The organism is uncultured Cytophaga sp. (assembly GCF_937863595.1).
Lineage (GTDB): Bacteria > Bacteroidota > Bacteroidia > Cytophagales > Cytophagaceae > Cytophaga.
Map to the genome: position 1 here is coordinate 21,298 of NZ_CALMGQ010000129.1, position 13,314 is coordinate 34,611.

Here is a 13,314-nt window from a genome sequence, read left to right on the forward strand (position 1 = left end):
AAACAAAATATTCTTGTCTGTTTGAATAAAAGGAAAATAAACAACGTTTTTTATTGAAAATATAAGCTATAAAAAATGTCCGACAGATTAAGCCTGTCGGACAAATTAACTAATGCCAATTACAATTTATTGACTTTATATGCATTTATGCATTGAACAGAGCATTAAATAAAATTACCTTTTGCTGAGATTGCCAAAATTTCCTTTTACGCTTTTAATAGATCCGCCAGCTACTGTAGCATCAAAACTTCCTGAAAGTTTACTATTTGCATTTCCTGAAATAACTAACGTACCTGTCATAGAATATGTATCTGACGCATTTAAAAAAGTTGAACTATTGTCTAGCGTATGATTACCCACATTGGAATTATCTAAATTTATTTCAAAAAAGCTCGAATACCCATTTTTGTAGGCTCTTACACCAGCTCCCCAAGTACCAGCAGTCCAAAATGCAGAATCTGCTGTGATAACAGCCCCATTATCTTGTGACCATGTAAATCCATTTTGAATAACTGGTGTTGGTGCAGGATCATCCTTTTTTTTCTTACAAAATGTAACAGAAAGACCAAGTAAACATAATGCTAAAAGAGTTGTGTGTTTTTTCATAAAAAAGTTTTTTTAAATAGTTTTAACAAAGCAAAATTAAAACATTTCAAATAAAATACCCAAAAAAACAAGTCCCATCCTATAATATGGTCCTTTTCAAAGCATTTCATATATAGCTATAAAAGAATATCAATTTCTACGAAGAGTAAAATAAATACCCTAAATGCATCACTACTTCAATTTCCCTGTAATTTCTTTCATACTTAAGCTATCTACAATTCGGGCATACATGGTATTAAATTCTTTTGAATGTTCGGAATAATATGTGTAACTGTCCTTAAATTGCGCCTCGGTAATCTGATGTTTCTTATAAATATCTTCTTTATAAAAAGCGAATAGTTTTAATGAAGAATCTCTATGGAAATTTTTTAGCGACAAGGCCGATTCGGTCAAATGCATGTCAATCAATACACCAACCATTTTATCTTCCGAAATCAAATCTGCAGGTTTAGTATCTGATATAGAATCAGAGTTACATGCAAGCACGAAACCCAAGCAACAAGCAATTATTAGTTTTATGTAGTTCAAAGCGATAGAATTTTTACTAAAATCAGTTTTTTTATTGTATTTTTAAAATTGTTCCGATGAAAGTTTCATTAAAAGATATTATCCGCAAGTTACGAAAATATGAGGTACGAATCCGCAAGGCAGTACATTCACATATGCACGGTAACTATCACTCCATCTTTAAAGGCTCAGGTATTGAGTTTTCAGATTTGAGAGAATACCAGTATGGAGACGATATTCGCACCATCGATTGGAACGTAACAGCCAAAGGGCATGGATCTTACATTCGTCTTTTTCAGGAAGATAAAGAACAACACATTATTTTTTTAGTAGATGTGAGTGCGTCGTTAGATATTGGAAAAGACAATCAAACAAAATTAGACATTATTAAAGAAATTACGGGTGTTTTGATGTTATCTGCCGTAAAAGAGGGTTCAGAAGTTGGTTTGGTGTGTTATTCAGATAAAAAAGAACTGTACGTTGCCCCAAACAAAGGCGTTAAACATGCTTATTTCCTCATCAATAAACTCTTTTCACTGGAAACCGAATCTAAGTTAACGGATTTAAATAAAGCAACACATTACACCCTATCCATCCTAAAACGTAAAAGCATTGTAATTGTATTGTCTGATTTTATTGATGAAAATTACGATAAAAATTTAACCAGCCTAAGTAAAAAACATGACTTAGTCTTGATTCAAATTCAAGACACAAGAGAAATGAATTTTCCTTCTATGGGAATTATTCCTCTTTTAGACACAGAAACAAATAAAACTATTTGGGTTAATTCTTCATCCAGCACTTTTCGTAATAAAATGCAAAAACGTTTACAAGCTACACAAGAAAAACTTGAAACTTTTAGCAAATCCAATGAATCAAATTACACCTGCATTAAAACCAACGAAGATTATATCATAAAATTGGTTGAATTGTTTAGAGTAAGAAATTTCCATAAGAAAAGTGCTTAAATACCTATATCTTATCTTGTTCGGTTTAATAAGCATGACATTTGCGCATGGACAAGAAAACTATACTGTTAAAGGGGCATTCATAGAAGACAGTTTCAGAGTAGGCCAACTTGTTCATTATCATTTACGAATTTCATATCCTAAAGAACAGATTGCAATTGTTCCAGATTCAGCTTATACTTTTTCTTCATTTGAATATGTCGCAAAATCATACTTCCCTACTCGAACAGATTCACTGTTTGCATATGATAGCATTCAATATATATTAACGAGTTTCAACTTAGATACCATTCAATACCTCCAACTTCCTATTTCTTTTTTTAAAGGAAAGGACACTTTGAAATTGAATACCTTACGAGATAGTGTTGCCTTCAAAAGACTAATCAAATCTACGTTACATAAGGATGTACTTGGTGATACCCAAATCATATCCACCATTCAAAAATTTAATTACCCGTATTTTATTGCAGCGGTACTAGGGCTATTTCTTTTATTATTTATATTATATAAAATATTCGGTAAAATAATAATTAAACGTTATCGCTTAATTATTTTAAACACATCACACAAAAAATTCATACGTGAGTATGACATTCTTGCTGCAGAATTTAAACGCACAGCTGATTTAAGAATGATTGAACAGACGCTAGCCGTTTGGAAAAATTATTTAACACGGCTTGAAAGTAAACCCATAAATACATTTACAACTAAAGAATTGATTGGCTTATACGATCAAGAAGAATTAGAATCTACCTTACAATCACTTGATCGAAATGTATATGGTGGTGTAGCAACAAAAGATTCCAATGATGCCTTACAAACGATAAAGCGCTTTACAAATAGAAGATTCCAAATTCGAAGAAGGGAAATAACCAATGGATAATTTTCAATACGATATAAACCAATGGTATGCGCTACAATACTGGCTTAAGCCATTTGTATTGAAAAGTTACCTCTGGGAAAATCCTCTATTTCTATATGCAATTTTAGGTACACCAATGCTCTTATTTTTCCGTTGGCTTGTATATTATAAATTTAGAAAAAAATATAAAGTAGCCTTAAATAAAAAAGATACTTCTTCTTTAAATTTAATTCAAGTACTTCGCTTTATACCTCATAGCCTATTACTTATTTCAATTGCTTTCTTACTCGTGTCTCTCGCTAGACCACAAAAAAGTAATGAAACAAATACGCAATATACCGAAGGTATAAATATCATGTTTGTTATGGATGTATCGGAATCAATGAAGATAACAGACATACACCCGAGTAGATTTGACGCAGCCAAGCAAATTTGTACAGATATCATTCAGAAAAGAAATTCTGATAGAATTGGAATTGTTGTTTTTTCTGGTGAAGCTATTACCCTTTCACCTCTAACAAATGATTACAGTTTATTATTAGATAAATTAAATGACTTAAAACAGAATAAAAAATTAACATCAGGCACTGCCATTGGTTCTGCCTTGGGTACAGCAATTAATCGGTTAAAAAATACCCAAACACAAGAACGACTCATTGTACTCATTAGCGATGGAGAAAACACATCCGGCTTATTAGATCCTGCAACAGCTGCGGAATTATGTCTAGAATATAATATTAAAATATATTGTATTGGCTTGGGTAAAGATGGAACGCATCAATTTAGAGACGAAAATGGAACCATACAATATGTTGAAAGTAAATTAGATGAAAATACGTTAAAAAATATTTCAACTATTACAAAAGGAAAATTCTACAGGGCGTACAATAAAAAGAGTTTGACAGATATTATCGAAAATATCAACCTATTAGAAAAAGGTAAAATCATACAACAACATTATACCGATATAAAAGATTATTACACAGTTTATTTAAAATGGTCTATTGTTTTCTTTTTACTTTGGACTGTAACACGAATTTCCTTTTTAAATAATTTTTTAGAAGATTAAATTGAAATTACCTCATGCCAGATTCTATTGAAGCAAAAGAAAAGGACTATTTGTATATACAGACTTCACAATTGCCAAATGCTGGCAACGGCTTGTTCACATCTATAGACATATTCAAAGATGAAGTAATTTCACTCTTTAAAGGTGAATCGCTCTCTGATAAAGAAGCAGCTAAACGTGCTAAAAATAAAGAAGATGGATATTTCATCAACATGCTTGACGGAACAATTTTAGATTCCAAAAATACTTTTTGTTTTGCCAAGTACGCCAATGATTCTCAAGGATTGAAAAAAACAGCCTATGTATATAATGCAGAAATTAGTTTAAACGATGAAGAAGAGGTTTGTTTGGTTGCCTTAAAAAAAATCAAAAAGGGAGAAGAAATTTTTTGCAGCTATGGAAAAAAATATTGGCAAAAATTCAAGAAGGAGCATAGTTCATAGGTGGTTGAGTTAAATTAAAACCCCATATATTAATAGCTTTACACAAGCAACAACCTCACATTTTTTATTATTAGCAATGTTCAGACGATTTTAGTTCTTCCGAACACGTGTAGATTCTAGTCACCTTCCCGATTAGTATGAGTTCTTAATGTCTGCCTTGGAACTGCTACATTTACTTGGACATTAAGTTAAGCTAAAAATTCTTATCTTAATGAATATGTCAAAAACGAGAAAAAAGTATGATCGCGAGTTTAAACTGATGGCAGTTGAACTGAGCAACAAACGCACTGAATTGGTGTCATTAGCCAAGGAGTTAGATGTGAGGCCAGAGCTTCTATACAGGTGGCGTAAGGAGTTTAGCTTGAAAAACGAAGTTAGCTTCCCTGGTAATGGGAAAGTCCTTCAGACGGATTTAGAGGCTGAAAATACTCGCTTAAAAAGACAACTTAACGAAAGTGAAATGGAGAATGCTATCCTAAAAAAGGCTGTAAGCATTTTCTCCAGGAGCGATGGGAAACATTCCAATTCATAAAAGGTCATATGAAATTGTTTCCTATTGAGAAGATGTGTACAGTTTTAAAAGTAAGTAGAAGTGGATATTATAACTGGCTTTCTAGGAAGGCTTCCAAAAGAACCTTGGAAAACAAAGCCATTACAACTAAAATTATAGCTATTCATTCTGAAAGTAAACATACCTATGGAAGCCCTATGATTACTGAAGCATTAAAAAAATCGTGTATACACATTTCAAGACCAAGAGTAGCTCGGTTAATGAAAAAGGCTCATATTCAATCTATAAGACATTGCAAGTTTGTAGTAACGACTAATTCTAATCATAAATATCCAATTGCTGAGAATAAATTAAATAGAGAATTTCATGCTCGCTCACTTGGAGAAGTTTGGGTTTCAGATATTACATATATTCAAACAAAGGAAGGCTGGCTTTATTTAACGACTGTTATTGATTTAGCAGACAGAAAAGTAGTTGGTTGGGCATTAAGCAAGACAATGAAAGCATGTGATACAAGTATTGCCGCATTCAATATGGCAATAAAAAACAGGCCTATTGTTTCAGAATTAATATTCCATTCAGACAGAGGGATTCAATACGCATGTACAGAGTTTAAAACCTTATTAGAAAGCAATACAAACGTTATCAGAAGCATGAGTCGTAAAGGTAACTGTTGGGACAATGCGGTTGCAGAAAGCTTCTTTAAGACGCTAAAGTGCGATATTATTTATGGAAATAAATTCCTATTCATTGATCAAGCAAAGTTAGAAGTGTTTCACTATATAGAAATATGGTACAATAAAAAAAGATTACATTCTGCTTTAGGATATAAAACTCCTGAAGAAATGGAACAATGGTTAACCAATAATAAATTAGTCGCTTAATATAATGTCCAGTTTATTGTTGCAACTCCACCTATCATAAGATTTATACTGCACGATAGTGAATTCATTTAAACCCTATCAAAGAAATCGTCGAAACACATAAAAATTGGTTGACGACACCTAAAATTATGACAACATCATTCCCATTTAAATCACTTCAAAATCCATAGTCTAGCAACAGGAACCTAGTAACTAGAAACTATTCAATAAACAATCGAATAAATCCATACGTTCTTCCCATAAATAGCCTCATTCATCTACTTCTACTAAGAATTTAACTTTGAATGCTTAACTTTATTCTTACGAACTTCCAATAATACAATCTAATATGAAATTGAAATATATAATTTATACGCTCATCTTTTTAGGAATAGGAGGATTAATATACTACCGCATTGTTAAAAATAAAGAATTAACAGATTCTAGCAAACCCAAGGGTATGTTTAATAAATCAATTGGGGTGAATGGTATTGTTTTAAAAGCGAGAGAATTTTCAAATACCATATCCGTATCTGGATCTATCGGTGCGAATGAACAAGTACAACTTCGCAGCCAGATTACAGGTATCATAACCAATATCTATTTCACTGAAGGTAGTAATGTAAAAAAAGGACAAGCACTGGTAAAAATAGATGACGCAGAATTACAAGCCCAACTATCAGAGGTCTTGGTTCGTGTAGAATTAGCATCTGAAAATGAAAAACGTGCAAATGCATTATTAAAAAAAGAAGGTATTAGTAGGGAAGAATATGAAATTACATTGTCTGCAATGAAGTCCTTACAAGCTCAAGAACAAATTATTCGTACACAACTTGCAAAGACACTCATCAAAGCACCTTTTGATGGAACCATTGGATTGAGAAATGTTTCTGTTGGAGTATATCTTTCATCAGATATGGTGATTGCAAATTTGGTAAATACCAATCCGATTAAACTTACTTTTTCTGTTCCTGAAAAATACGCTGCATCCATGAAGGTGAATACAAAAGTCCAGTTTACCTTTGCCGGTTCGTCCAAAACATATACCGCAACTATTTACGCTATAGAGCCAGAAATTGATGCGCTTACTCGCACATTGCAATTACGTGCAAAAGCATCCAATACAGACGGAGTCTTATTGCCAGGATCATTTGCAAATATTGAGTTGCCCCTTACAACTATTAAAAATGCGCTACTTGTACCTACAGAGGCGGTAATTCCAATTCAAGATGGCAAGAAGGTATTTATTGTTAAAGATGGAAAAGCAAAAGAAGCAATCATTGAAACCTCTTCTCGTACCGATAAAGACTTGCTTATTCTGTCTGGACTTAACGAAGGAGATACAGTAATAACAACAGGAGTAATGTCTATGAAGACAGGTACTTCAGTAAAAGTAAACCTTACAAACGTTGAACAACAAACGAAATGAGTTTATCGAGTTTAAGTATTAAGCGCCCTGTATTTACGATTGTTATCAATCTAATGTTAATTCTTTTTGGGGTTATTGGATTTACCTATTTAGGTATTCGTGAATACCCATCTATAGATCCTGCAACGATTTCCGTCCGCACCAGTTACTCGGGTGCCAATGCAGATATTATTGAGTCCCAAATTACTGAACCGTTAGAAAAAGCCATTAACGCAATTGATGGTATTCGTAATATTTCTTCTTCAAGCAATCAAGGTAGCAGCAATATCACGATTGAATTCAACTTAGATAAAAATTTAGAAGAAGCTGCAAATGATGTGCGTGACAAAGTTTCACAAGCAACTCGTAGTTTACCACAAGATATTGACGCTGCTCCAGTTGTTTCAAAAGCGGATGCAGATTCACAACCGATCATTATTTTAACGGTTAGCAGTACATCAAGAGATATTTTACAATTAAGTGATTACGCTGAAAATTCAATCGCACAACGTTTACAGACCATACCTGGCGTAAGTAGTGTACAAATTTATGGTCAGAAAAAGTATGCCATGCGCTTATGGATTGACCCTACAAAGTTAACGGCTTACGGACTTACCGTTGCAGAAATTAAAGCCGCATTGAGCAAAGAAAATGTGGAGTTGCCTTCTGGAAAAATTACAGGTGCAAATACAGAGTTGAGTGTGAACACACTCGGAAATCTTTCAACTGAGGATCAATTTAAAAAATTAATTATACGAACCGAAGGAGATAAAATTGTTCGATTTTCTGATATAGGAACCGTTGATTTAGGTCCAGAGAATTTAGAAACACAAATGACAGAATCTGGCAATCCCATGGTAGGATTAGCAATCATTCCTCAGCCCGGAACAAATTATTTAGAAATATCGAATGCTTTTTATGTACAACTAGAAAAATTAAAAAAGGAACTCCCTGCAGATGTTGAGCTAAAAATTGCTGTTGATAATACCTTATTCATCAAACAATCAGTAACAGAAGTAGCGGAAACCATTTTAATATCGCTCATACTCGTTATCATTATTATCTTTTTATTCTTCAGAGATTGGGGCGTAGCATTCCGACCTTTAGTTGATATTCCTGTATCACTAATTGCAACATTCTTTATTATGTATCTCTGTGGGTTCTCTGTAAATGTACTAACCTTACTCGCTATTGTATTGGCTACTGGTCTTGTAGTGGATGATGGTATTGTTGTTACTGAAAATATTTATAAGAAAGTTGAAGAAGGGATGTCCCCAATTCAAGCAGCTATAAAAGGCTCCAATGAAATCTTAATTCCTGTAATTTCAATTTCCATTACTTTGGCTGCTGTATTCCTTCCTGTAATATTCTTACAAGGTTTTGTTGGACAACTATTTCGAGAATTTGGGATTGTAATTGCATCTGCAGTATTAATTTCTGCATTTGTTTCCTTAACATTAACCCCTATGCTCAACGCCTACTTAATGAAAGGTGGCGTACATCAAAAATCAAAATTCTATCATTTAACAGAACCATTTTTTGTAAAAATGAATGAAGGATATGGAAAAAGTTTGGCTTTATTTATGAAACGAAAGTGGTTAAGTTTCCCCATTATTATTGCCTGTATTGGACTAATCGTTTTATTCTTTTCAATTATAAAGAAAGAAACTGCCCCTTATGATGACCGCAGTTACCTAAGAGTGCAAGTAACTACTCCCGAAGGAGCTAGCTATGAATACACAGACCGTTTTATGAAGGAAATGACACAATTGGTAAACGATTCATTCCCTGAAAAATTTGTTAACCTTGTCATTACCTCACCAGGATATGGTTCGTCTTCGGTTAACAGCGGAAGAATGATTATATCCTTAGTACCGCCTAATGAACGGAAACGCTCTCAAACAGACATTGCAAATGATTTAACTAAACTCACAAAAAAATATTCCGAAGCGCGTGCTATGGTTACCGAACAACCAACGATAGCTGTGAATAAAAGAGGTGGCCTGCCTGTTCAGTATATTATTAAAGCATTAAACTTTGAGAAGCTAAAAGAAAAAATACCCGAGTTTATGTCTGCGGCGGCAAGTGACCCAACATTTTCTACAACAGATGTTAATTTAAAATTCAATAAACCTGAATTAAATGTGACCATTGATCGCAGCAAAGCGCAAAGTCTTGGAGTGTCGGTATTGGACGTTGCACAAACGTTACAACTATCTCTTAGCGGACAACGTTTTGCTTATTTCTACATGAATGGAAAACAATATCAGGTTATTGCACAATTTGATTTAGTAGATCGAAATGCACCCATTGATTTAACCTCCATCTTTGTTAAAAGTACCAGTGGAAAATTGATTCAATTAGACAATCTCGTTACACTCAACGAACGTAGTAGTCCACCTCAACTTTACCATTCCGATAGATACATGTCAGCAACAGTATCTGCAGGTTTAGCTCCTGGGAAAAGTATTGGAGAAGGTATAGAAGCAATGGATCGGATTGCTGCTAAGGTATTAGATGATACATTCACGACAGACTTAGGTGGTGAATCTAGAGACTTTGTAGAAAGCGGATCGAACACATTATTTGCATTCAGTTTAGCACTTTTACTTATTTATTTAATTCTTGCGGCGCAATTCGAAAGTTTTATAGACCCCTTTATCATCATCCTTACAGTACCTATGGCAGTTGGTGGCGCATTATTTTCCTTATGGCTCTTCGGTCAAACGTGGAATATCTTTAGTCAGATTGGGACCATTATGTTAATCGGTCTTGTTACCAAAAATGGAATCTTGATTGTGGAATTTGCCAATCAATTAAAAGAACAAGGCAAACCAAAATTGGAAGCCATACTCGAAGCTTCGGAAGCTCGTTTACGTCCAATACTTATGACCAGCTTAACAATTGCATTGGGGGCTTTACCCATTGCACTGGCCTTAGGAGCTGCAGCAAAAAGTCGTGTTGGTATGGGAGTTGTTATTGTTGGTGGAACATTGTTTTCGTTGGTGTTAACATTATTTGTAATACCTGCTATTTATGCCATGTGGTCGAAAGAACACAAACAGAACAAAGAACTAGAAGAAGCAATCGCTTTAGAAAAAAGTATTTAATACGAATTGATATGAAAAAAGGTATTGTATTACTATTTGCACTTTTCATTTTACTGCAACATTCCAATGCTCAGAATCAACTAAGCTTAGAAGAAGCAATACAGATAACATTGGAAAATAATTACAACATTAAACTTATTTCAAACGATCTTGAAATAAGTAAAAATAATGTAAGCCCAGGTGTTGCTGGCGCTCTCCCCTATCTTGGAGGTAACTTTACGAACAATGGTAGCATACTTGATAGCAAACAAATACGTGCAGATGGAACTATACAATCAAAAGATGGTGCGCGTAATTCAAATTTAAATTATGGCGTAGGTCTAACATGGACGATCTTCGATGGCTTAGGGATGTTTGCTCGCTACGACCAGTTACAAGAGCTTGAAAAAATGGGAAAAGAAAATCTTCAAGTCGTAATCATGGAAAATGTTGCTTCGGTTACTTCAACCTATTATAATTTAGTGCAACAACAGCAGCAACTATACGCTTACGATACAGCCATTCTTATTTCAAAACAACGGTTGGATTTTGCTAAAAATAGATATCAGGTTGGTAAGGCCGCAAAATTGGAAGTTCTCAATGCAGAAGTGGATATGAATACCGATACTACAAATTTATTGCGTCAACAAGAACTGTATAATAATACTCAAACAACTTTAAATCAACTAATGGCCAGAGATCCTAGTATACGTTTTAAGGTAACGGATACAATACCGGTTGATAATACATTGAACATTGAAGTATTAAAAGAGCAAGCACTCAAACATAATCCATCGTTACAGGCTGCTATTATTAATAAACGTGTTAGAGAACTGGATTTGAAAATTGTTAAATCATATAGATACCCAATAGTTAATCTAAACTCAGGTTATAATTTCACAAATTCAAAATCAGCCTTAGGCTTTGCAACACAAACTTCTGGCAAAGGCTTAACTTACGGTGTTACTGCTTCAGTACCTATTTTCAATGGATTTACTCAAAACATAAGTGAACACAATGCAAAAATTCTAATAAATAGTGCGGAAGTTCAATACGAACAATTAAATCAAACCATTTTATCAGATTTAACTTCAGTCTACCAAACCTATCAAACAAGTTTGGTGCTTGTGAAAATGGAAGAACGAAATCAACGCATTGCAAAAGAAAATTTAGAAATCACCATAGATAAATTCAAATTAGGTAGTATTACAACCGTTGAATTTAGGGCTGCACAATTGAATTACATCAATGCAACGGTACGCAATAGCAATGCACAATTCAATGCCAAAGTAGCTGAAATAAATCTGAGCAGAATCTCTGGAGCAATGGAGTACTAATGATTTCGTTCTCACATAATTGTTATTTACTTAAATATCAGTTGAAATAAAGACGCAGTTATTACATATTGAATTTATTGTAGTTTTATTGGTCAAAATTCAAGATATTCATACTCGTAACAGATATAGTATGGTAAATACATCGGCTTTAAATACAATTTTAGATTTTTTAAAACCCCATTCAACTACATTAATCGTTGTCACAAAAACGCATCCAGTTGAAACATTAAAAGTGACATATGATTTAGGCCTACGCGTTTTTGGAGAGAATAAAGTTCAAGAATTGGTTGAAAAATCAGAGGCACTTCCTAAAGATATTGCTTGGCACCTAATCGGTCATTTACAAACCAATAAGGTAAAATACATAGCACCTTTTGTGTCTATGATTCATTCGGTAGATAGTTTCAAATTACTGAAAGAAATAAATAAGGAAGCAAAGAAAAACAATCGAATCATCGACTGCCTGTTACAAGTTTATATCGCTAAAGAAGACACAAAGTTCGGTTTGGATAAGACTGAATTGTTGGATCTATTAAATAATTCTGAATTCGATTCGCTAGAAAATATTTGCATCAAAGGTTTGATGGGGATGGCAACAAATACAACAGATCAAGAGCAGATTAAAAACGAATTTCATTCGCTAACCATCTTATTCGAAGAACTCAAAAATACAATTCATAAAAAAAATATTGATTGGAAAGAACGTTCTATGGGTATGACATCGGATTATAAAATTGCAGTAGAGCAAGGAAGTACGATGGTGCGCATTGGTAGTGCCATCTTTGGAAGCAGATAAAATTTATAGTGGTCAGCGATTTAGTGGTAGGTGGCTTACTGGTCAGTGATCAGTAAACAGTGGTCGGTTTAAAGTTTAAAGTGAAAAGTTGTAAACATACATTAACAATCATTCTAACTAGGGGCGATGACCCTAGTTCTGATATGTCAGGCTGAAAGCCTGAGTTCGCGGAACTAACGATTGTTCATCTTTAGAAATACCTTTAACGAGATATCATTCATAACTCAAAATTTATAATTCATAACTCATAATTAAAAACCCATGTTACATAAAACATTCTTACTCGCAGGCAGTATATTCGCAGGATTGGGCGTTGCTATTGGTGCCTTTGGTGCACATAAATTAAAAGATTTTTTGTTACAAACTGGCAGAACAGAAACATTTGAAAAAGCAGTGATGTATCAATTCTATCACAGCTTTGCGTTATTGATTGTTGGCGTACTAATTTTACAAATGCAGTTTAATAACAAATATCTAACCTATGCTGGTTATAGCTTTATTGCGGGCATCATTATATTCTCTGGCTCACTATATATACTTTGCTTAACAGAGACTCCAAAATGGGGTGCTGTAACTCCAATAGGCGGTGTATGTATGATCGCAGGCTGGATCTTAGTTTGTATGAGCTTTTTGAAGTAGATCATTTTAGTTGCCAGCTGCTAGGTTCTAGTTGCTAGACGAAGGGGAAAAGTACGGAGTACGGAGTATTGAGTACCCAAAAAGTATATCCCCTAAACTTCAATATTTAACAAAATAGTTTCAGATCTAAACACTTCGAAAATTGTTGTTCACTGGTTACATTGGGTCAGGTAAAAAAGCTGGGGAGTAACTGATAAAATATTAACTTTACAGGTA

At 33.8% G+C, this 13,314-nt stretch carries 13 protein-coding genes; 11 read left to right on the forward strand and 2 right to left on the reverse strand.

Translation table 11 applies throughout. The features are described from left to right. Positions 1-174: 174 nt before the first annotated feature. Together Q0543_RS11210 and Q0543_RS11215 are read right to left on the reverse strand one after the other, a co-directional pair. Positions 175-606, reverse strand: coding sequence for a hypothetical protein (locus tag Q0543_RS11210; protein WP_299252795.1), 432 nt, complete (start codon positions 604-606; stop codon positions 175-177). A gap of 171 nt (positions 607-777) precedes the next feature. Beyond that, on the reverse strand, positions 778-1,134 hold the full coding sequence (locus Q0543_RS11215) for a DUF4296 domain-containing protein (RefSeq protein ID WP_299252798.1): 357 nt from the start codon (positions 1,132-1,134) through the stop codon (positions 778-780). A gap of 56 nt (positions 1,135-1,190) precedes the next feature. On the opposite strand from Q0543_RS11215, the gene Q0543_RS11220 reads away from it, so the two are divergent. From Q0543_RS11220 to Q0543_RS11270, 11 genes are all read left to right on the forward strand, one after another. Then, positions 1,191-2,081: a DUF58 domain-containing protein gene (locus Q0543_RS11220; protein WP_299252801.1), complete on the forward strand. Its 891-nt coding sequence runs from the start codon at positions 1,191-1,193 to the stop codon at positions 2,079-2,081. A 34-nt stretch (positions 2,082-2,115) separates the two neighbouring features. Then, positions 2,116-2,964 (forward strand): hypothetical protein, encoded by an 849-nt coding sequence (locus tag Q0543_RS11225; RefSeq protein WP_299252804.1) that lies wholly within the window; start codon positions 2,116-2,118, stop codon positions 2,962-2,964. After that, positions 2,957-4,012, forward strand: a complete 1,056-nt coding sequence (locus Q0543_RS11230) for a VWA domain-containing protein (protein WP_299252807.1) — start codon at positions 2,957-2,959, stop codon at positions 4,010-4,012. The genes Q0543_RS11225 and Q0543_RS11230 overlap by 8 nt, the downstream gene beginning before the upstream one ends. A 14-nt stretch (positions 4,013-4,026) precedes the next feature. Beyond that, positions 4,027-4,455 carry an SET domain-containing protein gene (locus Q0543_RS11235; RefSeq protein WP_299252809.1) on the forward strand — a complete coding sequence of 143 codons (429 nt, stop codon included), beginning with the start codon at positions 4,027-4,029 and terminating at the stop codon, positions 4,453-4,455. Between the two features lie 217 nt (positions 4,456-4,672). After that, positions 4,673-4,987 carry a transposase gene (locus Q0543_RS11240; RefSeq protein WP_299252812.1) on the forward strand — a complete coding sequence of 105 codons (315 nt, stop codon included), beginning with the start codon at positions 4,673-4,675 and terminating at the stop codon, positions 4,985-4,987. Further along, a complete protein-coding gene (locus tag Q0543_RS11245; protein WP_299252829.1) occupies positions 4,984-5,850 on the forward strand; it encodes an IS3 family transposase in 867 nt (288 codons plus the stop codon). Before Q0543_RS11240 ends, Q0543_RS11245 begins: the two co-directional genes overlap by 4 nt. A gap of 328 nt (positions 5,851-6,178) precedes the next feature. Beyond that, positions 6,179-7,258, forward strand: a complete 1,080-nt coding sequence (locus Q0543_RS11250; RefSeq protein WP_299252815.1) for an efflux RND transporter periplasmic adaptor subunit — start codon at positions 6,179-6,181, stop codon at positions 7,256-7,258. Further along, the gene (locus tag Q0543_RS11255; protein WP_299252818.1) at positions 7,255-10,347 is read left to right on the forward strand and encodes an efflux RND transporter permease subunit; all 3,093 of its coding nucleotides are present in this window, start codon (positions 7,255-7,257) and stop codon (positions 10,345-10,347) included. The genes Q0543_RS11250 and Q0543_RS11255 overlap by 4 nt, the downstream gene beginning before the upstream one ends. Positions 10,348-10,358: 11 nt before the next feature. Further along, on the forward strand, positions 10,359-11,663 hold the full coding sequence (locus Q0543_RS11260) for a TolC family protein (protein WP_299252821.1): 1,305 nt from the start codon (positions 10,359-10,361) through the stop codon (positions 11,661-11,663). Between the two features lie 130 nt (positions 11,664-11,793). Beyond that, a complete protein-coding gene (locus tag Q0543_RS11265) occupies positions 11,794-12,459 on the forward strand; it encodes a YggS family pyridoxal phosphate-dependent enzyme (protein WP_299252824.1) in 666 nt (221 codons plus the stop codon). A gap of 261 nt (positions 12,460-12,720) precedes the next feature. Next, complete coding sequence (locus tag Q0543_RS11270; RefSeq protein ID WP_299252826.1) at positions 12,721-13,098, forward strand: DUF423 domain-containing protein; 378 nt, start codon at positions 12,721-12,723, stop codon at positions 13,096-13,098. Positions 13,099-13,314 lie beyond the last annotated feature (216 nt).